The following is a 26,603-nucleotide window of genomic DNA, read 5'->3' on the forward strand; positions in this document are numbered from 1 at the left end:
TGGACCGCGAGGTGTTCAGGAGTTCTTCTGGCCGCGTACTACGTCGCGCAGGAAGAAACGGTTCGGGTGGCAGGCTTCGGCCACGGCGCGTGCCACGGGCAGCGGTTCGTCGTCGATCCAGGCCGCCAGCAGTTCACCGGCCAGCGGCGCGGTGACCAGCCCGCGTGAGCCATGGGCGCTGTTCAGGAACAGGCCGTCGAGCCAGGGGCAGGGTGTTTCCGGCACCTGGCGCGCGTCCTTGCCGAGCACTGCGTAAGCCTGGGCGAAGGCTTCACGATCCGCCAGCGGGCCCACCAGCGGCAGGTAGTCCGGGGTGGTGCAGCGGAAGGCGGCGCGGCCCTGCAGCATTGCCGGATCGAGCTGGGCGATGTGCAGGCGCTCGGTCAGGTCTGTGGATATCTCCGCCAGCAGGTCGAGGTTGCCCAGGTGTTCTTCCAATGATGGCTCAGTGTCGTCTCGCTTGAATTCGAAACTGGCGCCCAGGGTGTGCTCGCCGTGGCGCGGTGGGGCGACGTAGCCTTCGGCGCAGACCACGGTACTCAGTGCGGCGCTCTCGGCGGTGGCCGGTACGCGGGTGATCTGCCCGCGGATGCGCTTCATCGGCAGCGTCTGGGCCCCGTCGAAGCGGCGCACTTCGGCGGCGGTGGCAAGAATGGCGATGGGCGCGCTGGCGAGTTTCTGCTCGCCGCTCCAGGCGCTCCAGCCATCGGCGTCGCGTTGCAGGCGGACTTCTTCACCGGTCAGCACGCGGATGTTCGGATGCTGAGCGAGATGGCGGCACAGTGCGGGCGGATGTACCCAGCCCCCTTCCGGGTAGAACAGCCCGCCGGCGGGCAGGCCGATGCCGGCGATGGATTCGGCCTCGGCCTTGCCCAGTTGGCGCAGCAGGGTGGCCGGGAAAGCTTCGGCCAGTTTGCTCTGACGCTGGGTTTCGGCGTCATCGAAGCCCAGTTGCAACACGCCGCAATCGGACCATTCCTCGCCTTTGCGCAGGCGCTGGATCAGCCGTCGCGTGTGGCCAAAACCGCTGACGACCAGCCGCGACAGCGCCGTGCCGTGGGCGGACAGTTTGAGGTAGAGCACGCCCTGCGGATTGCCCGAGGCTTCTTCGGCGAGGCCCGCGTGACGCTCGATCAGCGTCACCTGCCAGCCCCGCGCGGCAAGGCTGGCGGCGCTGGCGCAACCGGCCATGCCGCCGCCGATCACCAGCGCTTCGCGCGGGCCATTCGGTCGGGCTGGTCGGCTGTACCACGGTTTGCCGGCCGGCTGTTCGACGCCGAGGAATTCGCCCTGGGACATCTCCCATTTCTTGCCGAAGCCCGGGGTGCGGCGAATCTTGAAGCCGGCGGCGCCCAGCCCGCGGCGGACGAAGCCTGCGCTGGTGAAGGTGGCGATGCTCGTGCCCGGCACCGAGAGGCGGGCGAGTTGGGCGTAGAGCGCGTCGTTCCACATCTCCGGGTTCTTCGCCGGGGAGAAGCCGTCGAGGAACCAGGCGTCGATGCGCGCGTCCAGTTCGGGGAGGGTCTCCAGCACGTCGCCCACCAGAAGGGTCAGCACCACGCGACCCCCGGCGAAGACGAAGCGCTGGAAGCCGGGATTGATCGCCACGTACTGCTCCAGCAACTGCCCCGACAGGTGCGCCAGCTCCGGCCAGAGGGCAAAAGCGCGGTGCAGGTCGTCCGGCGCCACCGGGTACTTCTCGGTGCTGACGAAGTGCAGTTGCGCATCTAGCGGAGCCTGCGCCTCGAACAGCTGCCAGGCGCAAAGGAAGTTCAGCCCGGTACCGAAACCGGTTTCGCCGATGCACAGGCGCCCGCCAGCGGGCAGTGCGGCGAAGCGTTCGGGCAGGCGGTTGCCGTTGATGAACACGTGGTTCGTCTCGGCAACACCGGACGCAGGGGAGAAATACACGTCGTCGTAGACGCGGGACGTGGGCTGGCCGTTTTCGTCCCAGTCGATCTGGGCGCTGCTGATGTCGGGCATGGGAAGGCAAGGCTGGGAAACGAAGGCGGCAGTTTAGCCGATCCGCCGCGCAGACAGCCTGCGTCACATCCGCTACCTTTTATTCACTTCGAAACAAGGAGAGCTGCATGTTCGAATCCGCTGAGATCGGTCATTCCATCGACAAGGAAACCTACGAGAAGGAAGTCGCGGTGCTGCGCGAGGCCCTGCTCGAGGCGCAGTACGAGCTCAAGCAACAGGCGCGCTTCCCGGTGATCATCCTGATCAACGGCATCGAGGGCGCCGGCAAGGGCGAGACGGTGAAGTTGCTCAACGAGTGGATGGACCCGCGGCTGATCCGGGTGGAAAGCTTCCTGCTGCCCACCGACGAGGAGCTCTCCCGGCCGCCGCAGTGGCGCTTCTGGCGCCGCCTGCCGCCCAAGGGCACCACCGGCATCTTCTTCGGCAACTGGTACAGCCAGATGCTCTATGCGCGGGTGACGGGCGAGATCAAGGACAGCCAGCTCGACGGCCTGATCGGCGATGCCGAGCGCTTTGAACGCATGTACTCCGACGAGGGAGCACTGATCTTCAAGTTCTGGTTCCACCTCTCCAAGAAGCAGCTCAAGGAGCGCCTCAAGGCGCTGGAGAACGACCCGAGCCGCAGCTGGCAGCTCAGCGAGGTGGACTGGAAGCAGAGCGAGGTCTACGACAAGTTCGTGCGCTATGGCGAGCGCGTGCTGCGCCGCACCAGCCGCGACTATGCTCCCTGGTACGTGGTGGAAGGTTCCGATGAGCGCTACCGCAGCCTGACGGTCGGCCGCACCATCCTCGAAAGCCTCCAGGCCGCCCTCAAGCGCAAGGATCGCCCGACTCCGCAGCCTCACGCCGCGCCGCTGGTCTCCAGCCTGGACAACAAGGGCCTGCTGGATGCGCTGGACCTGAGCCTGTCGCTGGACAAGGACCAGTACAAGGAGCAGTTGGCCAAGGAGCAGGCGCGCCTGGCCACGCTGATGCGCGACAAGCGCTTCCGCAGCCACTCGCTGATCGCCGTGTTCGAGGGCAACGACGCCGCAGGCAAGGGCGGCGCGATCCGCCGTGTCACCGACGCGCTGGACCCACGCCAGTACCGCATCGTGCCGATCGCCGCGCCCACCGAGGAGGAGCGCGCGCAGCCCTACCTGTGGCGCTTCTGGCGGCACATCCCGGCGCGCCGGCAGTTCACCATCTTCGACCGTTCCTGGTACGGCCGCGTGCTGGTGGAGCGGGTCGAGGGCTTTGCCAGCGACGCCGACTGGCTGCGCGCCTACGCGGAGATCAACGACTTCGAGGAACAGCTGGCGAACTACAACATCGTGCTGGTGAAGTTCTGGTTGTCCATCGACCAGGAGACCCAGCTGGAGCGCTTCAAGGAGCGCGAGTCGATTCCCTTCAAGCGCTTCAAGATCACCGAGGAAGACTGGCGAAACCGTGACAAGTGGGACCTCTATGTGGACGCGGTGGGCGACATGGTCGACCGCACCAGCACCGAGATCGCACCCTGGACGCTGATCGAGGCCAACGACAAGCGCTATGCGCGGGTGAAGGTACTCAGGACCATCAACTATGCGCTGGAGGCGGCATACGGGAGTTCGAAGAAGAGCAAGAAGGACTGACGCTTCAGCTCGCTACCTGTAGGAGCGAGCTTGCTCGCGAAGCTGATCAACGCTGGTGTGAGCGGACCTTGCCCACGATGCTCTTGCTTGTCGTTGGGAATCCAGCGCCGCTTCGGCGGGCGCGCGGACCTCTTGTCTCGCCCCCTCGGGCGAGCTACTTTGGCAAACGCCCCAAAGTAGGCAAAGGTCTTGCCCCGGACATCCGGTTTTTCGCTTGGGGCGAAAAATGCCCTCGTTGAAGCGAAGTTTCAGGGGCACGCGCTGAACGGGGCCGTTCGGAGTGCTCGGGTGTTTTTCTGGAAGTCTTTTTAGAGCCGAAGCGGGGGATTGAGGGCTTTCGTAGGAGCGAGCTTGCTCGCGAACAGGCCCCATTGCGAAATCGGTTCGGGAGCAAGCCCGCTCTTCCAGGGGCATGCCGATGCCAGGCGTGCTGCCGATCTATGCCCCGTTTTTCTGCGACGGCTTCGGCGCACCAATGAGCCGCCCCATCGCCCCGGCAATCCCCATCTCCCGCAGCACCTGCAGCTCACCCTCGGTTTCCACCATCTCCGCAATCAGCGGCAGGTCGATGCTGTTGGAGGCGCGGTACATGGCCTCGATGAACAGGCGCTTGTCGTTGTCCTGGTCGATGGCGCGGATGTAGCTGCCGTCGATCTTCAGGTACGCCAGGCCCAGGCGGGTCAGGTTGCCGATCAGGCTGAAGCGCCCGCCGAAATGCTGCAGGCCCAGCTTGGCGCCGACGTCCTGCACCGACTGGGCGAGCTTCTCCAGCTCGGCCGGCGGCGGCAGGTAGCGTTCGTCCACCTCCAGGGTCATCAGCTGGGCTTCCTGCGGGTGGGCACGGAGAATTTCGAACAGCTGACGCAAGGGCTCGGCGCTGCGTACGGTTTCCGCCGAGAGCGACAGGGCCAGTGGCGCTGGCTGCTGGGCGAGGTGGGCGAGGGCGTGTTCGAGCATGGCCAGGTCGAAACGCGCGGACCAGCCGAAGCGCTCGATCCACGGCAGGAACTGCCCGGCGGCGACGGCCTCGCCCTTGGGGTCGAGCAGCCGCGCGAGCACCTTCTGGTGCAGCACCTCGCCATTCTCGGCGCAGGTGCGCACGGGCTGGAACCACAGTTGCAGCTTGCCCTTCTGCAGGGCGTCGTCGAGCCATTCGCGCCAGGCTCGCGAGTCTTGCGCGGGTTGGCCGCCGGAGCTGTCCAGGCGCTGCCAGGGCCGGTCAGGCGAGGATTGCGCTTGCGCCAGTGCCTGGTCCGCGCGGGACAGCACACTGGCGGCCGATTCGCCGGGGCGGAAGGCGGCCAGGCCAAGGTGCGCCACCGGTGTGCAGTCGCTGGCGCCGGTACTGCGCAGGTTTTCCAGGGCGGCGCTGAGCTGGTCGGCAAGCAGTTCGGCGCTGGCGCTGTCGACCCCGGGTGCGAGCAGGGTGAACTCTCCGCCGCGGCTGCGTGCAGCCAGCCAATCTGGGGTGCCGTGCTGCTCGCGCTCACGTTCCAGCAGCTCGGCCACATCTCTGATCAGCGCGTCGGTGCGCTGCCCACCCAGGCGCTGGTTGAGCCCGCCCAGATCGTTCAGGCGCAACAGCAGGAGGTAACCGGCGGCGTTCTGTTCGCTGGGGGACAGCTGTGCATCCAGCCGCGCGTCGAACAGGCGGCGGTTGGCCAGGCCCGAGAGGCTGTCCTGGTAGGCCTCCTCGCGCAGCTTCTCGCTGCGGGTGGCCTCCTCGGCGAACAGTGCCTTGAGCTTGTCGACCATCTGGTTCATCGCCTGCACCACGCGCTTGAGTTCGGGGGTGCGCGGCTCCTTGGGCAGGGTGAGGAATTCGCGCCGGGTGATGGCGTGGGCCTGCTGCACCATCTGGTCCAGCGGCTTGAGCTGGGTGCGCAGCAGCCAGCCGCCGAGGATGGCGCTGACCAGCCCGCAGGCCAGCAGCCAGGCGAGGCTGCCCAGCGCGCCGTCCCACAGCTTGGCCAGGGCGAACTGCGGATGGCTGACCACCTCGACCCGCGCGGCCTGTTCCCAGCCGCGCATGATCAGCGCGTCGCCGCCCTGGGCCTTGAGGTTGACCAGCTTGGCGAACCAGGCCGGTACCTTCTGATCCTGGCTGTCGCTGTCACGTTCGACGATGACCTTGCCCTCGGGAATGCTCACCACGCGGATGGTGGCGAAGTAGCCGGAATCGAAGATCGAACTGACCATCAGCTCGATCATTGCCGGGTCGTCCACGTGCGGGGTGAGCGACAGCCCCAGCGCGGTGGCGGCGTCCTGGGCATGCGAGCGCAACTGGCCGATCAGTTGCTCGCGGGAGCTTTCAAGGCTGGCGGCGAAGCTGCCGGCGAAGGCCACCACGAGGAACAGGCAGATCGCCAGGAACAGTTGCTTGAGCAATGACATGCCGGGGTTCTCCTATCGCGTCTCGTCGAGGTCCAGGCCCTCGGCGCGCATCTTGGTCAACAGGTCCTGCCAGCGCGACAGCTTCTTGCTGTCGCCGGTGCGCTTGCCACCGTTGGCGCCGGGCAGCCAAAGCCCCTCGGCGTTGAAGGCGTAGACGGGCAGGAGGTCCTTGCGCTGGGACGCAGGCTTGATCTGCGGGATCAGGTTATCCAGCACCAGCGGCTCGGCAGTGGGGGAGGCGTAGTAGGTGAGCACCATGTGCGCCTGGTTCTGCTGCAGCGCCTTGACGTAGGTGATGCGCAGCTTGTCGCTGGCGACGCCGAGGCGGCGCAGGGTGACGAACTTGGCGATGGAGTAGTCCTCGCAGTCGCCGGCGCCCTTGTAGAGGGATTCCACCGGCGTCGCCCAGTAGTCCTCCTGGTGCCAGACGGTGCGGTCGTCGGTGAATACCAGGGCGCCGTTGAAGAAGGCATTGACCGCCTTGAGCTTGGCCATCTCGTCGAGACTCTCGCTGTCGGCGATCAGGCGGCCCCAGGACTCGATGCGGGTCTTGGCAGTGCCGAGGTTGCCGTAGCGCTGCTCGGCGTTCTTCAGGATGGTGTCGAAGTTCCAGGCGGCGGTGGCGGTGAGTGCGAGGAGCGCGAGCAGCAGAGCACCGGCCCGCAGACACAGCGGGCTGGCGAACAGCCAGAGGGCTCCTCGGGGTGGCTGCATCGCCAGCGCTCCATGTGGGATGTGTGGAGTCTAGGCGCTCTTCGAGAACTTGCGCCGGCGTATCGCCATTGAGCGCAAAGCCCCGTCCCACGGGCCTTGGAGGCGAATCTGACAGAATTGTCATCTAAGGGTCAGCATCCGGTCCCGACGGCGGGCTTATAACCCCAGGATGCGGCCGCTGTGGCCGAACCAGACGCAGGAGAGCGGGATGCAGGGACAACGGCGGGTTTGGCTGGCAGCAGGGTTGCTGGGGGTGACGGCGCTGGGAGCGGGCATCTGGGGCTTTGCCGGCCGGCACGAAGCGCCGCAGGCCGCAGCCCAGGCAGCCGGGGTACCGGTGACCCTGGCGCGCGTTGCCCGCGAAGACCTGACGCAGAACATCGATGGCGTCGGTACCGTTACCTCGCTCGCCAGCGTTTTGGTGCGCCCGCAGGTGGAAGGCCAGCTCACCGCGCTGCTTGTCGAGGAAGGGCAGATGGTCAAGCAGGGCGAACTGCTGGCGACCATCGACGACCGAGCCATCAAGGCCGCACTGGAGCAGGCCGAGGCCACCAAGCAGAGCAATCAGGCGCAGTTGCGCATCGTCGAGCAGGACCTGGCGCGCTACCAGACCCTGATCCAGCGTGGATCGATTTCCCGGCAGACGGTGGAGCAGAGCGAAGCCGAAGCAGCCCGCCTGCGCGCCACCCTGCGCGGCAACGACGCCACCATCGACGCCGAGCGCGTGCGCCTGTCCTATACCCGCATAACCTCACCCGTCGCCGGCCGCGTCGGCATTCGCAATGTCGACGTCGGCAACCTGCTGCGCACCAATGACAGCAATGGCCTGTTCAGCGTGACCCAGATGTCGCCGATCTCGGTGGTCTTCGCCCTGCCGCAGGAAAACCTGCCGCAACTGCAGCCGCTGATGGCCGGCGACTCGCCGGTAGTCGCTCGTAGCCGTGACGGCGGCCAGCTGCTCGGCGAAGGCCATCTGCGCAGCATCGACAACCAGGTGGCCAGCAGCACCGGCACCATCCGCGTGCGGGCTGTGTTCGACAACAAGGATGGCAAGCTCTGGCCGGGGCAGTTCGTTGCCATCGACCTGCAGTCCGGCGTGCTGCACAACGGTCTGGTGCTGGACAGCCGCGCCGTGCGCCGCGGTCTGGATGGGGCTTTCGTGTTCCGCATCGAAGACGGCAAGGCACAGAAGGTGCCGGTGCGCATCGTCGAGGAAGTGGACGGCCGCACTATCGTCGAAGGCCTGGCGGTGGACGATGAGGTGGTGCTCGACGGCCACTCGCGCCTGACCCCGGGGGCCCGCGTGGAAGTGCAGGGCGACGTGCAGGCCCTGGCCCGCCGGAGCGAGCCGTGAGCGTGCGTGCCGGCATGTCCGGCTGGTGCGTGCGCCACCCAATCGCCACTTGCCTGCTGACCATCGCCTCGCTGTTTCTCGGACTGCTGGCCTTCTTCCGGCTCGGCGTAGCGCCGCTGCCGCAGGTGGATTTCCCCACCATTCAGGTACAGGCGCTGCTGCCAGGCGGCAGCCCGGAGACCATGGCGTCTTCGGTGGCGACTCCGCTGGAGGTACAGTTCAGCGCTATTCCCGGCATCACCCAGATGCTCTCCACCAGCGCGCTGGGATCGACCACCCTGACGCTGCAGTTCGACCTGGACAAGAACATCGACGTCGCCGCCCAGGAGGTCACCGCCGCGATCAACGCTGCCGCCGGGCGCCTGCCGGCGGACATGCCGAACCTGCCGACCTGGCGCAAGATCAATCCGGCGGACAGCCCGATCATGATCGTGCGGGTCAACTCCGAGCTGATGCCGCTGATCGAGCTGAGCGATTACGCCGAAACGCTGCTGGCGCGTCAGCTCAGCCAGATCAGCGGGGTGGGGCAGATCTTCGTGGTTGGCCAGCAGCGCCCGGCGATCCGCATCCAGGCGCAGCCGGAGAAGCTCGCCGCCTACCGCCTGACCCTGGCCGACCTGCGCCAGTCGCTGCAGTCGGCCAGTATCAACCTGGCCAAGGGCGCGTTGTTCGGCGATGGCCGCGTGTCCACCCTGGCCGCCAACGACCAGTTGTTCAGCCCTGATGAATACGGCGATCTGGTGGTGGCCTACCGTGCCGGTGCGCCGGTGTTCCTGCGCGATCTGGCGAAGGTGGTGAAGGCGCCGGAAGACGACTACGTGCAGTCCTGGCCGGACGGCCGCCCAGGTGTGGCACTGGTGATCCTGCGCCAGCCCGGCGCGAACATCGTCGATACCGCCGATGCCATCCAGGCCGAGCTGCCACGCCTGCGCGAGATGCTGCCGGCGGGCGTCGAAGTGGAAGTGCTCAACGATCGGACACGGACCATCCGCGCTTCGCTGCACGAGGTGGAGCTGACCCTGCTGCTGACCATGGGCCTGGTGGTGCTGGTGATGGGCCTGTTCCTGCGCCAGCTGTCGGCTACCCTGATCGTCGCCACGGTGCTGGCAGTGTCGCTCAGCGCCAGCTTCGCGGCCATGTACCTGCTGGGCTTCACTCTGAACAACCTGACGCTGGTGGCGCTGATCATCGCGGTGGGCTTCATCGTCGACGATGCCATCGTGGTGGTGGAGAACATCCACCGCCACCTGGAGCAGGGCAAGGATCGAGTCGAGGCGGCGCTGGCCGGCGCCTCGGAGATCAGCTTCACCGTGGTGTCCATCAGCTTCTCGCTGATCGCCGCGTTCATCCCGCTGCTGTTCATGGGCGGTATCGTCGGACGGTTGTTCCGCGAGTTCGCCGTCAGCGTCACGGCCGCCATCCTCATCTCCGTGCTGGCCTCGCTGACCGTGGCGCCGATGCTCGCCTCGCGCTTCATGGGCGCGCCGAAGCATGGGCATGATGACGGCGGTATCGCCGGTTGGCTGCTGGCGCGCTACGCGAAGGGGCTGGACTGGTCGCTGCATCATCAGCGCACCGTGCTCGCCGGCTTCGTGGTCTGCGTGGCCATCGCCGTGGCCGGCTACGTCGGCATTCCCAAGGGCTTCTTCCCGTCTCAGGACACTGCCTTCATCTTTGGCACCAGCCAGGCCGCCGAAGACATCTCCTATGCCGACATGGCCGAGAAACACAAGCAGCTGGCGGATATCATCGCCGCCGACCCGGCGGTGCAGAGCTACAACCATGCCATCGGTATCACCGGCGGCAGTCAGAGCCTGTCCAATGGTCGCTTCTGGATCGTGCTCAAGGACCGTGGCGACCGCGATGTCTCCGTGGACGAGTTCATCAATCGCATCCGGCCCAAGCTGGCCAAGGTGCCGGGTATCGTCCTTTATCTGCGCTCGGCCCAGGACATCAACCTCGCCACCGGCCCGGTGCGCACTCAGTACCAGTACGCCCTGCGCAGCAATGACAGCGCGGCGCTGGCCTTGTGGGCGGACCGGCTGACCCAGCGGTTGAAGGAGGAGGGTGGCCTGCAGGATGTTTCCAACGACCTGCAGATGGGCGCCAGCGTCACCTCGCTGCAGATCGACCGGGTGGCGGCGGCGCGCTTCGGGCTGTCCGCCGAGGACGTCAGCCAGACGCTGTATGACGCCTTCGGCCAGCGCCAGGTCGGCGAATTCCAGACCGAGGTCAACCAGTACAAGGTCATCCTCGAACTGGACTCGCGGCAGCGTGGCCGTGCCGAGAGCCTGGGGTGGTTCCACCTGCGTTCGCCGCTGACCGGCGAGATGGTCCCGCTGGCGGCGCTGGCGCGGGTCGCGCCGGACAAGTCCGGGCCCTTGCAGATCAACCACAACGGCATGTTCCCGGCGGTGACCCTGTCCTTCAACCTGTCGCCGGGCGTGGCCCTGGGCGACGCGGTGGGGCTGGTGCAGCGCGCGCAGGAGGAGATCGGCATGCCGTCCAGCATCAGCGGCGAGTTCCAGGGCGCGGCGGCGGCCTTCCAGAGTTCGCTGGCGAGCCAGCCGCTGCTGATCCTCGCGGCGCTGTTCGCGGTCTACGTGATCCTCGGTGTGCTCTACGAGAGCTTCGTGCACCCGCTGACCATTCTGTCCACCTTGCCCTCGGCGGGCATCGGTGCGGTGTTCCTGCTCTGGGGCTGGGGGCTGGAGTTTTCGGTGATGGCGTTGATCGGCCTGGTGCTGCTGATCGGCATCGTCAAGAAGAACGGCATCCTGATGGTCGACTTCGCCCTGGCCGCGCAACGCCAGCGCGGGCTGTCGCCCTATGACGCGATCCGCGAGGCGTGCCTGGCGCGCTTCCGGCCGATCATGATGACCACGCTGGCCGCTTTGCTGGGTGCGATCCCGCTGATGATCGGCTTCGGCACCGGCTCGGAACTGCGCCAGCCGCTGGGTGTGGCGGTGGTCGGCGGGCTGATCTTCAGCCAGGCGCTGACCCTGTTCAGCACGCCGGTGGTGTACCTGGCGCTGGACCGGCTGTTCCATCGCCAGGCCGCGCCGGCCCTGATCGAAGGTGCGGCGTGAGGCGGGGCTGGGTAGCATGGATGATGGGCGTGGCGAACGAGGAACGGGCATGCGCGTACTGATTGTCGAAGACGAGAGCAAGACCGCCGACTACCTGCAGCGCGGGCTGAGCGAGCAGGGATTCACCGTGGATGTCGCGAGCAATGGCATCGACGGCCGGCACCTGGCGCTCAACGGCGAATACGACGTCATCGTCCTCGACGTGATGCTCCCCGGCATCGACGGCTACGGGGTGCTGCGCGCCCTGCGCGAACAGCGGCAGACGCCGGTGATCATGCTCACCGCCCGCGAGCGTGTGGAGGACCGCGTGCGCGGCCTGCGCGAAGGCGCCGACGACTATCTGATCAAGCCGTTCTCCTTCCTCGAGCTGGTGGCGCGCCTGCAGGCTCTGACCCGCCGTGGCGCACACCTGGAGAGCGCCACGCAGATGCGCATCGCCGACCTCGCCATCGATCTGGTCAGCCGCCGCGTCCAGCGTGGCGGAACGCGCCTGGAACTGACCGCCAAGGAGTATTCGCTGCTCTGCGTGCTGGCCCAGCGCAGTGGGGAAATTCTCTCCAAGACGGCCATCGCCGAGTTGGTCTGGGACATCAATTTCGACACCGATACCAACGTTGTCGAGGTCGCTATCAAGCGTCTGCGCGCCAAGCTCGACGGGCCTTTCGACACCAAGCTGCTGCACACCATCCGCGGCATGGGCTACGTGCTGGAGAGTCGCGCCGCCCAAGGGGGCGAAGCGTGAGGGGGCTGTCGCTGTCGACCCGCCTGGCCGGCATGTTCGCCGCCGCCGCGCTGGGTATTTTCCTGCTCATCGGCTCGGCCCTGTACTGCGTGCTGGACGGGCAGATCGAGCGCCTGCAGCGTTCGGAACTCGACACCCGCTTCAACATGGTCGCGCGTATGCTCGACAAGCCGGACCTCGCCGAGCGTTGGCCGCACATGCAGCTCAAGCTCAATACCCTGAGCCAGGAGTACCAGCTGATCCGCTTCTGGATCGACAGCGACGATTCGCGCTTCCGCTACGGCCAGCCCACCGACGCAGTGCGGCGGATGCTGGGCAGTGGTAATGGCTACGCTGAACTGGAGTTGCCCGAACACGACTCGCCACTGAGTGCCCGCGTCGGTGTTCTGCCGGCCAGTGGCGGACGCCCGGCGCTGGTGCTGCTCGCGGCCATCGACAGTGTGGCTTTCCAGCATGCGCGCCACGCCACGCTGATCACCCTGTTCGTGCTGTCCGCGCTGGGCATTGCCCTGGCGACGCTATGCGGGCACTGGATCGCACGGGTCGGCCTGCGGCCGGTGCACGAACTGTCCGCCGAGGCGCGGCAGATCAGCCCGAAGCAGCTGTCCCAGCGCCTGCGTCTGGAAGGATTGCCGGCGGAACTGTCGGCATTGGCCGGCGCCTTCAACGAAGCGCTGGACCGGCTGGAGCAGGCCTACCTGCGCCTGGAGTCGTTCAACGCCGATGTTGCCCACGAACTGCGCACGCCGCTGGCCAACCTGATCGGCCAGAGCCAGGTGGCGCTGTCCCGCGAGCGCAGCGCGCAGGATTACGAAGAGGTTCTGCAATCCAATCTGGAAGAACTGGAGCGTCTGCGCGCCATCGTCAACGACATGCTGTTCCTCGCCCGTGTCGACCAGGGCGGGCTGGCGGCCGAGCGGGTGGAAACCTCGCTGGCGGCCGAAGTAGCGACCACCGTGGATTTCCTCGAGGTGATCTTCGACGAGCAGGGCGTGCAAGTGAGCCTGCGCGGTGACGCGCGGGCCTGCGTCGAGCGGGCGCTGTTCCAGCGCGCGGTGACCAACCTGCTGTACAACGCCGCCCAGCACACCGCGCCGGGCGGTCGCATCGACGTGCGCCTGAGCGGCGAGCGTGGCGCGGCGCTGGTGGAAGTCAGCAACCCCGGCGAGCCGATCACCGCCGAGCAGCGCGCGCGCCTGTTCGAGCGCTTCTACCGTGCCGACATGGCCCGCGCCAACAGCCAGAGCAACCACGGGCTGGGGCTGTCCATCGTCAAGGCGGTGGCGAGCATGCATGGCGGCTCGGTGTTCGTGCGCTGCGAGGGTGGGGTGAATACCTTTGGCTTCACCGTGGATGCGGTGGGGGCGGTGGGGCACCGTTCGGATGATGACGGAGAAGTGCGGGAAGTCGTGCTCGTTTGATGGCGTTGGCACTGAGACGTTTTCCCTCTCCCTGAAGGGAGAGGGGACTGGATTGGTCTCAGGCGAATTGTCGAGCTAGCTGGACGCTGCGAGCCGCTCCCTCTCCCTTCGGAGCGGGGCGCGCAGCCAGGGCTGGGGAGAGGGAACTTGCCCCGGCAGAGGACTCAATCCAACCGCCGCGTCTTCACCCGGATCAGATAGATCGTCACCAGCGTCGCACTGGTCAGCATGAAGGCCCAGGCCCACAGGCGTTGCACGATGAAGCCGGAAACCAGGATGCTGCACCACATCAGGCCGATGGCGTAGACCTTGCCCTTGAGCGGGATGCCTTCGCCGTCGAGGTAGTCGCGGATCCACGGGCCGAGTCTGGGGTGGTTCACCAGCCAGTCGTAGAAGCGCTGGGAGCTGCGCATGAAGCAGGCGGCGGCGAGCAGGAGGAAGGGCGTGGTGGGCAGGACTGGCAGGAAGATGCCGATCACGCCGAGCGCCACGCTGAGCCAGCCCACGCCGAGCAGGCAGTAGCGAACCCAGGCGTGGCGGCTCTGGCGGATTTCTCGTGGCATTGATCGACGTACGCGAAGCGAACCCGGAGCCGCGTTGCGCGGCCCCGGTAGCGGATCAGTGGGTGCGGGGCTTGAGCAGGGCCGGTTTCTCTTCCGGGGCCTGGCACAGCAGGAACAGGTTGGTCAGCAGCTCGGGGATCTGCGCGACCATGTCGTCCACCAGTCCACGGTCGCTGGCGATCTCGTCGAACTCGGGCTGTTCGTCGAACAGGCCGGAACCGACCATGATCGGCAGCAGCAGCTCGCTGACTTCTTCCTCGGCCTGTTCGAACCAGATGGCCTCACGCAGGAACACGCCTTCCATGAAGCCGATGCACCAGCCGCGAATGTCGGAGTCGTCCGGCTCGTCGCCCAGGTAGGGCTCGCAGGGCAGCTCCAGCTCCTCGTCACCCGCCATCTGGCGGATGATGTGCGCCTTGAGTTGGACCAGGGTGGATTCGATCTCGCTGCGCTCTTCCTCGCTGCGGTAGTGCGGCGGCTCGGCGAACAGGGCGTCGATCCACTCGCGCTCCGGCACTTCCTCCGGGCAGATCGCCAGGGCGGTCAGGTAGCCGTGTGCCGCCACGTAGTCCAAGGCTTCCTCGTGCAGGTCATCGGCATCGAGAAAGGCTTGCAGGCGGGACAATTGGTCGGCGAAGGACATCGGGTACTACCTCGGAGGTGATCGGTCCCGAATTGTAGTCTTTCCGCCGGCTCGCGGCAAAAGCCAAATGCCCGTGCAGCCCGCGCCGACGCGGGGCTCCGACGCAGAGCTCGGACGCATGTGACGGATTTTTCCGCAGTTTCCCGGACAAGGTGCCGGCCGCGACCGGATGGCTTGCGTATAATGCGCGGCTTCATTCGGAGTCCCCCATGCTCGATCAGGCCCTGCGCATCCTCAAAGACGTTTTCGGTTACGACGCCTTCCGCGGCAATCAGGCGCGGATCATCGAGCGCGTGGCCGGTGGCGGTGATGCGCTGGTGCTGATGCCCACCGGCGGCGGCAAGTCGCTGTGCTTCCAGGTCCCGGCGCTGCTGCGCGAAGGACTGACGGTGGTGGTGTCGCCGCTGATCGCGCTGATGGAAGACCAGGTCGCCACGCTGGAGGAACTGGGCGTGCCGGTGGCGGCGCTGAACTCCTCGCTGAGTCCCGATGCCCAGCGCGAGATCGCCGACCGCCTGCAGCGCGGCGAGATCAAGCTGCTCTACCTCGCCCCGGAACGCCTGGTGCAGCCGCGCATGCTGGCCTTCCTGCAGCGCCTGGAGATCGGCCTGTTCGCCATTGATGAAGCGCACTGCGTGTCGCAATGGGGCCACGACTTCCGTCCTGAATACCTGCAGCTGGGCCAACTCGCCGAGCTGTTCCCGCATGTGCCGCGCATCGCCCTGACCGCCACGGCGGACATGCGTACCCGCGAGGAGATGATCCAGCGCCTGCACTTGCAGAACGCCGAGCAGTTCCTCTCCAGCTTCGACCGGCCGAACATCTTCTACCGCATCGTGCCCAAGGAGCAGCCGCGCAAGCAGCTGCTGGGCTTCCTCAGCGAGCGACGCGGCGATGCGGGGATCGTCTACTGCATGTCGCGCAAGAAGGTCGAGGAGGTTGCCGAGTTCCTCTCCAATCAGGGCTTCCCGGCGCTGCCTTATCACGCCGGCTTGTCCAACGACCTGCGCGCCTATCATCAAAAGCGCTTCCTCAACGAGGAAGGGCTGATCATGGTCGCCACCATCGCCTTCGGCATGGGTATCGATAAACCCAACGTGCGCTTCGTCGCGCACCTGGACCTGCCCAAGAGCCTGGAGGCGTACTACCAGGAAACCGGCCGCGCCGGCCGTGACAGCCTGCCCGCCGACGCCTGGATGGCCTACGGCCTGCAGGATGTGTTGCTGCTGCGGCAGATGATGCAGAACTCCGAGGGCGACGAGCGCCACAAGCGCGTCGAGCGGCACAAGCTCGAAGCCATGCTGGCGCTGTGCGAGGAAACCCGCTGCCGCCGTCAGGCGCTGCTGGCCTACTTCGACGAGGTGATGCCCAATCCCTGCGGTCACTGCGACATCTGCGTCGACGGCGTGGAAACCTGGGATGCCACCGAACCCGCGCGCCAAGCGTTGTCGGCCATCTACCGCAGCGGCCAGCGCTATGGCGTCGGCCACCTGGTGGACGTGCTGCTGGGCAAGGACACCGAGAAGGTGCGCAGTGTCGGGCACCAACACCTGGCGGTGTTCGGCATCGGCAAATCCCGTGGCGAGGACGAGTGGCGCACGCTGTTCCGCCAGCTGGTCGCCCGTGGCTTCGCCGATGTGGACGTCGATGGCTTCAACGGCCTGCGCCTGACCGAGGCCTGCCGCCCGCTGCTGCGCGGCGAGGAGACGCTGGCCCTGCGCCGTGACCCCAAGCCGCAGCGCAGCAAGTCCGCTTCTTCCGGCGGTGCCAGCCCGGCCAGCCAGTTGGTGCGCCAGGAAGAGCGCGAGATGTGGGAAGCCCTGCGCACCCTGCGGCGCAAGCTGGCGGAGGAGCACTCGGTGCCGCCCTACGTCATCTTCCCCGACGCCACCCTGCTGGAAATGCTCCGCAGCCAGCCCACCACGCTGTCCGCCATGGCCCAGGTCAGCGGTGTCGGCGCGCGCAAGCTGGAGCGCTACGGCCAGGCCTTCCTCGATGTCCTCACCGAGTCCGACAAGGCGCCGGACACCCCGGCTCCGGTCACCGATCTGCGCCACGAACTGGTGACCCTGGCCCGTGCCGGCATGACCCCCGCGCAAATTGCCCGCCAGCTCGATTGCAGCGAGAAGAATGTCTACAGCCTGCTGGCCGAGGCCATCGGCAAGCAGCAACTGACTCTGGAGCAGGCGCTTGACCTGCCCGAGGAGCTACTTGGCGAAGTCCAGGATGCCTTCCTCGACGAGGACGGCGAGCTGCCGCCGGTGAGCGCCATTGCCGAACTGTTCGAAGGTCGCGTGCCGCTGGGCGTTCTGCATTGCGTGCGCGCCGCCCTGCAGGCCGAACTGGAAGTCTGATCGCCCGGAAATACGGCGTTACAGATGAAATATCAATGTGCCAGCAACGGCGCCTTTCCCCACCAGTCATAGCTATCAGTACGGATCACTTTCGGAGTGACAGATGGCGAGCTGGGTGCGGGTAGTGGCAGGGCTGCTGGTCGTTGGGCAACTCAGTGGATGCGCCAGTGGTGGCGGGCTGACAGAAGGTGGCAAGAACGCCTTGATCGGCGTTGCAGCGGTGGCGCTGGTAGCAGGGCTGGTGATCATGTCCAAGGACGATGATGACGACGACCGCGACTGCCGCAAGCACCATAGCCGCTCCGATCGCCGCTATTGCAACGACTCGTACTACGGCCACGATCGCTACCGGAATTCCCGGGATGATCGCTGGTGAGTGTTTTGCCCTGTCAGTTTCGTGACGGAGCAAAACGACAAACTTGTGACGCACGTCCCGAACGGCTATGGTGGCACTTAGACCTCCACGAGAAGAGGTGAGCGTGCCACAACAACAAAGCTGGCTGGACGACGTCCGCTCCAATGCCTATGCCGAACAGCTCTCACGGGGCTTTCGCCGCCTGCGTTTCGAACCCGACCTCGAAACCCAGTACCGCCATTACCTGCTGGAAGACAGCTTCGATCTCAAGCGCACCGCGCTGACCATCGGCGTGCTGATCTGGCTGGCGCTGGCGGCTATCGACTTCCTTCTGATCCGGACTGCAGAACACTGGGACATGCTCGCCGTTCGGATCGGCGTGCTGGTGCTGCTGACCGTCTGTGGCGGGCTCATCCTGCAGCGCCGGCATACCCAGTTGCTGGTACCGTTGAGCCTGGCGTGCATCCTCAGCGTCGGCATCGGCGCTGCGGCCGTGGCGGGCATCGCCCACACGGTGGACCCGAGCTATCCCTATGAAGGCCTGCTGCTGGTCAGCATGGCCGCCTACTTCCTGATCGGTCTGCGTTTCGCCGAGGCGGTGGGCTGCGCCTCGGTGATCCTGCTGGCGTACGTGGGCTTCGAGCTGTACGCGGGGTTGCCGTTGCCCAAGCTGATCAGCAACGTGGTGTTCCTGCTGCTGGCCAACCTGGTCGGCGCGGTGGGGTGCTACCTGCTGGACTACAAGTCCCGCCAGCACTTCCTCATCAGCCGTCTGCTGAAGGTCATGGCCGAGCACGACGCCCTGACCGGCCTGCACAACCGCCGCAGTTTCAATCGTCAACTGGAGCGCCTGTGGCGCCAGGCCCAGCGCGAAAGTGTAGGGCTGGCGCTGCTGCTCTGCGATGTCGATCACTTCAAGGCCTACAACGACCGCTATGGCCACCAGGCTGGCGATGGCGTGTTGCAGCGCATCGGCGAGGTCCTGGCGGCCAGTGCGCGGCGCCCGCTGGACATGGCCGTGCGCCTGGGGGGCGAGGAATTCGCCGTGCTGCTCTACGGCGCCAGCGAGCGCGAGGCCAGGGAGCGCGCCGAGGTCGTGCGCGAGTCGGTGCAGGCCATGGGCATCGCCCATGAGGGGTCGCTGACGGCGGACGAGGTGACGCTGTCCATCGGCGTTTCCTGCCTGTGGCCGGAGACCGGCCACCCGCTGCGAAGCATCTACGAGCACGCCGATCGTGCGCTTTACGAAGCCAAGGCGTTCGGACGTAACCAGGTCGTCGCCTGATGGCCCATTCGGTCCCCCGAGCTGGCGCCGTGCGTGACTGCGGTGCGCGCCGGCGCGGTGCTAGCATGCGGCGCACCCCGTCACCGAGCCCGCGCCCATGCAGCAGCTGATCCAGCCCAACGGCCAACCGCACTACGGCATCTTTCCCGGCACCCCGGCGACCATCAATTACCGCGACTTCGACTTCCGCTCGCCCATGGGCCGGCGCCTCGGGGCGCTGAGCAAGTGGCGCAGCTTCCACCAGTTCCAGTACTTCGGTCTGATCAGCCCGACGCTGATCGGCGGCTGTGCACTGGCGGATGTCAGCCTGCTCACCATCGGTTTCGTCTACCTCTACCACCCCGAGAGTGGGCGGATGATCGAACGCCAGTTCAAGTGCCCACTGGGCATGGGCTCGAACTTCTCGCAGACGCCCAACGATGGCGTCTGTGAACTGCGCCAGGGGCGCAACCTGCTGCGTCTGGAGAACGGCTCCGCGCCCTTCGAGAAGCGTCTGCTGGTCGAGCTGGACGACGGCACCCGCATCGACGCGCGCTTCAGCGAGGAGCAGCCGGCATTTCAGCCCATGAGCCTCTGCACGCCAACCGCGGTGAATGGCTGGGTGTATGCGCGAAAGGTGGCCGGCGTGCACTGCAGCGGCGAAGTGCGCAGCGCGCTGGGCAACTACGACCTTCGCGAGCTGAATGCCTATGCACATCACGACTGGTCCGCTGGCTACATGCGCCGCGAGACATTCTGGAACTGGGCCTGCCTGTCCGGCGAGACGGAAGGGCGGCGCGTCGGGCTGAACCTGTCGTGCGGTGTCAACGAGACCAGCTTCACCGAGAACTGCTATTGGCTCGACGGCCAGTTGGTGAAGGTCGACACGGTGCGCTTCGAGTTCGACCGCGACCATCCGCTGCAACCCTGGACCATCCGTTCCTACGACGGCCAGGTCGAGCTGCACTTCGAGGCCCACGGGCTGCACCAGGAACGCCTCAATCTCGGCGTGTTGGCAAGCAACTTCAAGCAGATCTTCGGACGCTTCAGCGGTGTGCTGCGACCGGCGGGGCAGGCCGAGGTGCGCATCGAGAACTTGTGGGGGTTCGTCGAAGACCAGTACGCGAAATGGTGAGATAGCGATTTACAACCTGCGACAATCTGTCATTGTACGAGCTTGATTAGCTGGCTAATAATTAGTCAAATCAATTAGCCGTCCAACTTCTTACCGTACGCAGCACAATGTCAGACAACGATAAGCACTACTTCGGTACCCAACTGGCCCAGGCTTCGCGTGCATGGCGGGCCGAACTCGACCGCCGTCTCAGCCACCTCGGCCTGTCCCAGGCTCGCTGGCTGGTGCTGCTGCACCTGGCGCGCCACTCCGCCGCCCCGACCCAGCGCGAGCTGGCCCAGTCGGTCGGTGTCGAAGGCCCGACCCTGGCCCGGCTGCTCGATGGCCTGGAAGCCCAGGGGCTGGTCCGCCGCCAGGCCGTGGCTGAAGACCGCCGTGCCAAGCGCATCGCCCTCACCCCCAAGGCAGACGTCCTGATCACCGATATCGAGAACATCGCCGCCGCCGTTCGCAACGAAGTGCTGGCGGGGATTTCGGAAGAAGAAATCGCGCTGTGTCAGAAAACGCTCAGTCGAATTCTCGGCAACCTCGAGCGAAACTGAGCAATTCATCACGTTATTCGGGTAAAGTAGCCATTTTTCTGGCGGTCCTCCACGGGGCCGCTAGCCATTCGCCATCCACTCCTTAACCATTCGCCGGTTTTTCGACGATTTATCTTGACCAAACTCCGTGCAACACCTAATCCGTGATATCAGACGGCCTGTACCCTGCAAGGTACAGAGGGGTGGTGCGTGACGGTCTGCAGTCCGGCATGGCTTCAAGTGTGTGGACAGGTTCAGCCTGCTGCTTTCGAGTGGTCAGGGAATGGCGTGCAGACCCGGACAATGGGATGGGGTTATGGCTCGAATAAATAGAATTCCGCTGACGCTTGCCGCACTTTCGGTTTTTGTCTCCGCTCACGCGAATGCCCTCGGTCTTGGGGATATCACGCTGCACTCCGGGCTGAACCAGCCACTGGATGCCGAGATCGCCCTGCTCGAGACCGGCGACATGACCTCCGACGAACTCATTGCGAAGCTCGCGAGTCCCGCCGATTACGAGAATGCCGGCGTCGACCGCTTCGTGTTCCTGCAGAACCTGCGCTTCACCCCGGTGATCCGCAATGGTCGTGGCTACATCAAGGTGGTGTCCACGCAGCCGGTGCACGAGCCTTACCTGAATTTCCTGATCGCCGTGGAGCGCCCCAACGGTCGCATGCTGCGTGAGTACACCGTGCTGATCGATCCGCCGGAGTACAGCGCCAACCGCAGCGTGGCCGCCAATGTCGGGGGAAGCGACGTCTCGCCTTCGCGCTCTTCGGGTTATCGTCCGGACATCTACCGCCCGGAACCCGTGCGCCGCGCGCCGGCACAACCGCCGCTGCCGGCGGGTGATGGCCGCTACACCACGGTGCGCAATGACACCTTGTGGAAGATCAGTTCGCAGCTGACCGGCAGCGGCGCTTCCCGCGCGCAGTTGATGGACAGCATCGTCGCGCTGAACCCGCAGGCCTTCGTCAATGGTGACCCACATCGCCTGAAGGTGGGCCAGACGCTGGTCCTGCCGCAGGGCCAGCAACACGTCGGCACCGGTAACGTGGCTTCGGCGCCACAGCCCGCTTCCGCAGCTCCTGCTACGGCCAGCGAGCAGCCAACCGGCGCGCAGCAGCTACCTGCGACCGCTGCAGCCGCCGATCCGTCCCAGGCCCAGGGCAATGCTGCCGTACCGACAGCGCCGGCCGCTGATGCCAGTGTCGCCAAGGTGGAGGCCGACCTGCTCCTGGCCAACGCCCAGCGCGACCAGATGAACCAGCGCATGGACGACCTGCAGAAGCAGCTGGTTTCTCTCCAGCAGGCCCTGCAGAGCCGTGACCAGCAGGTGCAGTCGCTGCAGGCCGAGCTGGATCGCCGCCAGGGCGAGGAGGCCTCGGGCACTGTGCCGGGAGCCAATGCTCCGGCAGCTGACGCAGCCACTGGCAATGCCCCGACCAATGCCGTGCCCGCCGCTCCCAATTCCGTGGCGCCGGTGCCGCAGGACACTCCGGCAGCAAGCGCCGAACAGCCGGTAACCCCGGCGCAGGATGCCCAGGGCTCCGGTTTCAATTACTGGCCCTGGCTGGGTGCCGGCGCTCTGGGCGCGCTGCTGGTCGGCCTGCTGTTCGCCCGCCGCAAGCGCGAAGAAAAACCGGTCGAGATGCCGCCTCAGCGCGCGGCCGCGCCCGAGCCGATGAAACCGGTTCCGCAGGTCAAGCCGCTGGCGGCCGCTGTTGTGGCTCCCGTACCGACGCCGCATCCGGTGGTGGTCGCCACGCCGGAGCCGGGTGTCGCCCGTCTGCCCGCGGCCAGCGCGGACAGCCTGGAAGGCGCGGACATCTATATCGCCTACGGCCGCTTCACCCAGGCCCGCGACATGCTGCGCAAGGCGGTCAACGCCGAGCCGAACCGCCGCGAGGTGCGCATGAAGCTGCTGCTGGTATTGGCCGAACTGGGCGACGTGGCGGGCTTCCATGAGGAAGAGCACGCCCTGGTCGCGGCCGGCGGTGACCAGAAGCAGATCGACCAGCTCAAGTCGCGCTACCCGGCGATGCTGATTCGCCCGGAAGACACCCTGCAGCCGCCAACCGGCGAGACGCTCACCGACTGGGACGACCTGGAGTTGGGCGAGCCTGTGGCCACTCCCGTGGAACAACCCAGGGCTGCGCAGGACCAGCCGGATTTCGCCATGAACCTCAGTGACCTGTCGCTGGACCTGGATTGGGACAAGCTCGACACCCCCTTCGAATCGACCCGGCAGGGCAAGGCTGCACCCAAGGCCGCACAGGAAGTGCCGTCGGACTTCCGCAGCAATCTGCATGAGCTGCCGGAAATCACCGAGCTGGACCTGGGCGAGCACGGCGAGATGTTCGGCCATGGCAGCAAGACCATGGGCGTGGAGGAGGAGCTGAGCTTCGACCTGCCGGATGATATCGGCCACGAGCACGACGAGCTGCTGGCCAGCCTCGATCGCGCTCGCCAGTGCATCGACCAGGGCAACCTGGAAGAGGCCTACGGCATCCTCAAGCAGGTGATCGCCAGCGGCGACTCCAAGGCCAAGGCCGAAGCGCGCGAACTGCTGGCGCTGATAGCCTGATCCTCACCGCGTATAAAAAAGCCCGGCCGATGCCGGGCTTTTTCTTGGGCGCAGATTTTGCCCGCTCGAATCACACAGCGGGTTAGAAATTGCGGCCCAGGTTGATGTACACCGCGTGCTCGCTGGCATCGTTGAGGCCGTAGCTGAAGGACAGTGGCCCCAGTGGCGTCTCGAAGCCCATGAGGAGGCTGCCGGCGTTGACGTAACCGGTGTCGTAGCTGTTGTCGTTGTTCCACACCCGCCCGCGTTCCAGGCTGCCGCCCAGGTAGAAGGGGAAGTCCAGCGGAAGGAAGGAACGCTCGGTCATCCGTCGGTAGTAGATGACCCGCCCGAGGCTGTAGTTCTGCCCGGCCAGCGCGTCCTGGCGGTAGCCCGAAAGCTGCCGTGCACCGCCGAGGAGGAAGCTCGACACCACCACGTCGGCGTCATCGATGGTGCGCCCGTAACCGCCGCCCAGCACCCAGGTGTTCGGGCCCGTGCTCAATGCCTTGTCCAGGTGGAATTCCCACTGCCGGTAACGGTCGTCGTCGCCCAGGGACGGCGTGTGTTCACGGAAGGAGGTCTGGATGTTCTCGCCCTCGCGGGGGAAGTCGACGTTGTCCATGGTGTCGAAGGAATACTGCAGCTGGGCGTAGCCTTCGTTGAAGTGGTAGTCGGGCAGGTCCTGTTCGCCCACCCGCACGTCGGCCTTGCCGAAGGCCTGGGCGATACCCAGACGGAATTCGCCGTTGTTGGCGATCTGCCGGCCCAGATTCAGCCCGTAGCCGTAGCGCTCCAGGCGGTACTCGGCGATGGGGTCGTCGTTGTCGGTGGCCTCGACGTTCTGCGCCTGGTTGAACACATAGGGCGCGACGAAGTAGCGCGAGCCCACATCCAGCGGCTGGTAGAACTCGCTGTAGAGTTCCTGCTGGCCGCCGATCTGCAGGCGCGTCAGCCATTCCGCGCCGAGGCGGTTGATGCCGTTCATGCGGTAGCTGCCGCCGACGTTGAAGGTACTGTCGCCGCGCAGGTCATCGGAGAGGTTCAGGCCCAGGCGCAGGTAGTCGGTGCCGCCGCGCTTGCCGTAGGCGTGGATGACCAGCACGTTGTCGGACTTGCCATCCACGCCCGTCTTGTTATGCACCACGCGGTACTGCACCTGGTCGAAGTAATCCAGGCCATACAGGGTGCTCATGTCGCGCTGCAAGCGCTCCAGGTCCAGGTGCTCGCCCAGCGGCTGGCGGATGTAGTGGAGGATCACGTCGTCGCTGACCTTGGAGTTGTTCTCCACCTCGATGCGGTCGATCACCGGCTGGCGCTCTCCTGGCGTGCGTGCCTCGTCCAGCGCCACCGCCTGGGCGTCGGCGGGTTTGCGCAGGGTGGCCAGGCGCGGCGCGAGGATGCTGGCGGCGCGGTAGCCGGCATCGATCAGCTGCGGCACCCGGCCGAAGTCGGTGGAGCTGTAGCCGCTGAGCGGCGGCTGCACGAGGATGTCGCTGGACTTGAGGGTGGCCAGTTGCGCTTCGGAGTTCTTGCGGGTCATCAGGGTGACGGACTGATTGAGCATGTCCAGCACTGTGGTCAGCTGCTTGCGGTCTGCCAGCGGGTTGCCGATGTCGACCACGATGACCACGTCGACGCCCATCTGCCGCGCCACGTCCACAGGAATGTTGTCGACCATGCCGCCGTCCACCAGCAGCTTGCCGTTGACCTCCACTGGCGCGAATACCGCGGGGATCGACATGCTGGCGCGGATCGCCTGGGGCAGGTGGCCCTTGCTGAACACCACCTTCTCGCCGGTGGCGATGTCGGTGGCCACTGCGCGGAAGGGGATCGCCAGTTTGTCGAAGTTGCGGGTGTCGCTGGTGTGCACCAGCAGGCTTTCCAGCAGCATCGACAGGTTCTGCCCCTGGATCGCTCCCAGCGGCAGGCCGAGGGTGCCGTCGTCGCGGAAGCTGAGTTTCTGCTTCACCAGGAAGTCGCGGTCGTCCTGCTTGCGGCGGAAAGGCACGTCGACTCGGGGCGGCGAGTCGGACAGCGCCTCCTTCCAGTCCAGGCCCAGGGCCAGCTGTTCCAGCTCTTTAGGCGTGTAGCCCGCCGCATACAGGCCTCCGATCACCGCGCCCATGCTGGTGCCGGCGATGGCGTCGACGTGGATGCCCTGTTCGTCCAGCGCCTTCAGCACGCCGATGTGCGCCAGGCCGCGCGCCGCACCGCCGGAGAGGACCAGGCCGATCTTCGGTGGGGTGTTCGCCGCCAGGGCGCCGAGGGGAAGGAGCAGGAGGAGGGCGAACAGCAGTCGGCGCATGAAGAGAAGAGTCCGGTAGGGCGTTTCAGACCGGTATTATAGGTTCGCGTCCTACAGCCGAGTCTGATTCATGTCCGAAGCCAAAGCCGAAATCGTCATCACCTATTGCACCCAGTGCCAGTGGCTGCTGCGCGCCGCCTGGCTGGCCCAGGAACTGCTGAGCACCTTCGGCGACGACCTGGGCAAGGTCAGCCTGGTGCCGGGCACCGGCGGGGTCTTCCACATTGCCTGCGACGGCGAGCAGATCTGGGAACGCAAGACCGACGGTGGCTTCCCCGAGGCCAAGGTGCTCAAGCAGCGAGTGCGTGACCGCATCGATCCGCAGCGCGACCTGGGCCATAACGACCGTTCCTGAACCGACGCTGTACCGCCTGGCAGAACCATTCGATAGCAGGCTAGCTTCCTTGCTTCATATCAAGGGGGTACGCCGGTACCACTTTTAGTCTGAGAGCACCCATTCTCCACAGGAGGTGCCCTCATGAGCATCATTGTCACAGGCGCCGCCGGCTTCATCGGCAGCAACCTCGTCAAGGCGCTGAACCAGCGCGGCGAGACCGACATCATTGCGGTCGATGACCTGACCGAGGGCGACAAGTTCGCCAACCTCGCCGACTGCGACATCAGCGATTACCTGGACAAGCGCGACTTCATCGAGCGCTACGCCCGTGGCGACTTCGGCGTGGTGCGCGCATTACTGCACCAGGGCGCCTGCTCCAGCACCATGGAGCGCGACGGGCGCTACATGATGGACAACAACTACCGCTACAGCGGCGAGCTGCTCGATGCCAGCCTGTCACTGGGCGTGCCGTTCCTCTATGCCTCGTCGGCAGCGGTGTACGGCGGCGCGCACGAGTTCCGTGAGATGCGCTCCTGTGAGAAGCCGCTGAACGTCTACGGCTATTCGAAGTTCCTCTTCGACCAGCGCGTGCGCAAAGTGCTGCCCACCGCTCGCACCCAGGTGGCCGGCTTCCGCTACTTCAACGTCTATGGCCCGCGCGAGCAGCACAAGGGGCGCATGGCCTCGGTGGCCTTCCACTGCTTCAACCAGTTCCGCGAGACGGGCAAGGTGAAGCTGTTCGGCGAATACGGTGAATACCCCGCTGGCGGCCACCTGCGCGATTTCGTTTCGGTGGAGGATGTGGCGAAGGTCAACCTGTACTTCCTCGACAACCCCGAGCGCAGCGGCATCTTCAACCTCGGTAGCGGCCGCGCCCAGCCGTTCAATGATGTGGCCCTGGCGGTGATCAATACCCTGCGCGAACAGCAGGACCTGCAGCCGCTCACCCTGGACGCTGCGATCCGCGCGGGGCTGCTGGAATACACCGAGTTCCCCAATGAGCTGCGCGGCAAGTACCAGTGTTACACCTGCGCCGACATCGCCTTCCTTCGCGAGGCGGGTTACCGTGCGCCGATGATGGGCGTGGAGGAGGGTGTACGGCGCTATTGCCATTGGTTGCTGCAACAGGACTGATACCGCGTGTATCGGGCTTTTTACCCAGTCTTTACCGACTGCTGACACTGCGCGGGGGGTAGGCGCGAGACAATTCTCACCACGAACGGCGGGCGGTGGATCGCCCGTGACTG

At 66.0% G+C, this 26,603-nt stretch carries 19 protein-coding genes; 13 read left to right on the plus strand and 6 right to left on the minus strand.

Going from position 1 to position 26,603, the window contains the following annotated elements:
* Nucleotides 1-15: 15 nt before the first annotated feature.
* The gene (gene mnmC / locus FAS41_RS04000) at nucleotides 16-1,983 is read right to left on the minus strand and encodes a bifunctional tRNA (5-methylaminomethyl-2-thiouridine)(34)-methyltransferase MnmC2/FAD-dependent 5-carboxymethylaminomethyl-2-thiouridine(34) oxidoreductase MnmC1 (RefSeq protein WP_138520350.1); all 1,968 of its coding nucleotides are present in this window, start codon (nucleotides 1,981-1,983) and stop codon (nucleotides 16-18) included.
* 107 nt (nucleotides 1,984-2,090) lie between these two features.
* On the opposite strand from mnmC, the gene pap reads away from it, so the two are divergent.
* Nucleotides 2,091-3,596, plus strand: coding sequence for a polyphosphate:AMP phosphotransferase (gene pap / locus FAS41_RS04005; RefSeq protein ID WP_138520351.1), 1,506 nt, complete (start codon nucleotides 2,091-2,093; stop codon nucleotides 3,594-3,596).
* Nucleotides 3,597-4,034: 438 nt separating this feature from the next.
* On the opposite strand, the gene lapD is transcribed toward pap, so the two are convergent.
* Complete coding sequence (gene lapD / locus FAS41_RS04010) at nucleotides 4,035-5,990, minus strand: cyclic di-GMP receptor LapD (protein ID WP_138520352.1); 1,956 nt, start codon at nucleotides 5,988-5,990, stop codon at nucleotides 4,035-4,037.
* A gap of 12 nt (nucleotides 5,991-6,002) precedes the next feature.
* On the minus strand, nucleotides 6,003-6,704 hold the full coding sequence (lapG, locus tag FAS41_RS04015) for a cysteine protease LapG (protein WP_138520353.1): 702 nt from the start codon (nucleotides 6,702-6,704) through the stop codon (nucleotides 6,003-6,005).
* Between the two features lie 208 nt (nucleotides 6,705-6,912).
* On the opposite strand from lapG, the gene FAS41_RS04020 reads away from it, so the two are divergent.
* From FAS41_RS04020 to FAS41_RS04035, 4 genes are read left to right on the plus strand one after another with little or no spacing between them, the layout of a single operon-like run.
* Entirely contained in the window at nucleotides 6,913-8,058 is a 1,146-nt protein-coding gene (locus tag FAS41_RS04020; RefSeq protein ID WP_246084808.1) for an efflux RND transporter periplasmic adaptor subunit, read from the plus strand.
* Nucleotides 8,055-11,147 (plus strand): multidrug efflux RND transporter permease subunit, encoded by a 3,093-nt coding sequence (locus FAS41_RS04025; protein WP_138520354.1) that lies wholly within the window; start codon nucleotides 8,055-8,057, stop codon nucleotides 11,145-11,147. The genes FAS41_RS04020 and FAS41_RS04025 overlap by 4 nt, the downstream gene beginning before the upstream one ends.
* A 49-nt stretch (nucleotides 11,148-11,196) precedes the next feature.
* A complete protein-coding gene (locus tag FAS41_RS04030) occupies nucleotides 11,197-11,889 on the plus strand; it encodes a heavy metal response regulator transcription factor (protein WP_138520355.1) in 693 nt (230 codons plus the stop codon).
* 5 nt (nucleotides 11,890-11,894) lie between these two features.
* On the plus strand, nucleotides 11,895-13,310 hold the full coding sequence (locus tag FAS41_RS04035; protein ID WP_281286759.1) for a heavy metal sensor histidine kinase: 1,416 nt from the start codon (nucleotides 11,895-11,897) through the stop codon (nucleotides 13,308-13,310).
* A gap of 164 nt (nucleotides 13,311-13,474) precedes the next feature.
* On the opposite strand, the gene FAS41_RS04040 is transcribed toward FAS41_RS04035, so the two are convergent.
* Together FAS41_RS04040 and FAS41_RS04045 are read right to left on the minus strand one after the other, a co-directional pair.
* On the minus strand, nucleotides 13,475-13,873 hold the full coding sequence (locus tag FAS41_RS04040; RefSeq protein WP_138520357.1) for a YbaN family protein: 399 nt from the start codon (nucleotides 13,871-13,873) through the stop codon (nucleotides 13,475-13,477).
* 55 nt (nucleotides 13,874-13,928) lie between these two features.
* Nucleotides 13,929-14,516: a UPF0149 family protein gene (locus tag FAS41_RS04045; protein ID WP_045212487.1), complete on the minus strand. Its 588-nt coding sequence runs from the start codon at nucleotides 14,514-14,516 to the stop codon at nucleotides 13,929-13,931.
* 209 nt (nucleotides 14,517-14,725) lie between these two features.
* Between FAS41_RS04045 and recQ the strand changes: the two genes are divergently transcribed.
* The 6 genes from recQ to FAS41_RS04075 all read left to right on the plus strand — a co-directional run bounded on the left by recQ (nucleotide 14,726) and on the right by FAS41_RS04075 (nucleotide 22,732).
* Nucleotides 14,726-16,870, plus strand: a complete 2,145-nt coding sequence (recQ, locus tag FAS41_RS04050; protein ID WP_138520358.1) for a DNA helicase RecQ — start codon at nucleotides 14,726-14,728, stop codon at nucleotides 16,868-16,870.
* Between the two features lie 103 nt (nucleotides 16,871-16,973).
* Nucleotides 16,974-17,246, plus strand: a complete 273-nt coding sequence (locus tag FAS41_RS04055; RefSeq protein ID WP_138520359.1) for a hypothetical protein — start codon at nucleotides 16,974-16,976, stop codon at nucleotides 17,244-17,246.
* Nucleotides 17,247-17,313: 67 nt separating this feature from the next.
* The gene (locus FAS41_RS04060) at nucleotides 17,314-18,510 is read left to right on the plus strand and encodes a GGDEF domain-containing protein (RefSeq protein WP_171049435.1); all 1,197 of its coding nucleotides are present in this window, start codon (nucleotides 17,314-17,316) and stop codon (nucleotides 18,508-18,510) included.
* A gap of 97 nt (nucleotides 18,511-18,607) precedes the next feature.
* Nucleotides 18,608-19,624, plus strand: a complete 1,017-nt coding sequence (locus tag FAS41_RS04065) for a DUF2804 domain-containing protein (protein ID WP_138520361.1) — start codon at nucleotides 18,608-18,610, stop codon at nucleotides 19,622-19,624.
* A gap of 107 nt (nucleotides 19,625-19,731) precedes the next feature.
* Nucleotides 19,732-20,166, plus strand: coding sequence for a transcriptional regulator SlyA (slyA, locus tag FAS41_RS04070; RefSeq protein ID WP_045212475.1), 435 nt, complete (start codon nucleotides 19,732-19,734; stop codon nucleotides 20,164-20,166).
* A gap of 295 nt (nucleotides 20,167-20,461) precedes the next feature.
* The gene (locus FAS41_RS04075) at nucleotides 20,462-22,732 is read left to right on the plus strand and encodes a FimV/HubP family polar landmark protein (protein WP_138520362.1); all 2,271 of its coding nucleotides are present in this window, start codon (nucleotides 20,462-20,464) and stop codon (nucleotides 22,730-22,732) included.
* An 82-nt stretch (nucleotides 22,733-22,814) separates the two neighbouring features.
* On the opposite strand, the gene FAS41_RS04080 is transcribed toward FAS41_RS04075, so the two are convergent.
* Nucleotides 22,815-25,019: a patatin-like phospholipase family protein gene (locus FAS41_RS04080; RefSeq protein ID WP_138520363.1), complete on the minus strand. Its 2,205-nt coding sequence runs from the start codon at nucleotides 25,017-25,019 to the stop codon at nucleotides 22,815-22,817.
* A 70-nt stretch (nucleotides 25,020-25,089) separates the two neighbouring features.
* Between FAS41_RS04080 and FAS41_RS04085 the strand changes: the two genes are divergently transcribed.
* A complete protein-coding gene (locus tag FAS41_RS04085) occupies nucleotides 25,090-25,374 on the plus strand; it encodes an Rdx family protein (protein WP_138520364.1) in 285 nt (94 codons plus the stop codon).
* Nucleotides 25,375-25,497: 123 nt separating this feature from the next.
* Nucleotides 25,498-26,490 (plus strand): ADP-glyceromanno-heptose 6-epimerase, encoded by a 993-nt coding sequence (gene rfaD, locus FAS41_RS04090; protein ID WP_138520365.1) that lies wholly within the window; start codon nucleotides 25,498-25,500, stop codon nucleotides 26,488-26,490.
* The last annotated feature ends 113 nt before the right edge of the window (nucleotides 26,491-26,603 follow it).

It is taken from the genome of Pseudomonas nicosulfuronedens (assembly GCF_005877905.1).
GTDB classification, from domain to species: domain Bacteria; phylum Pseudomonadota; class Gammaproteobacteria; order Pseudomonadales; family Pseudomonadaceae; genus Pseudomonas; species Pseudomonas nicosulfuronedens.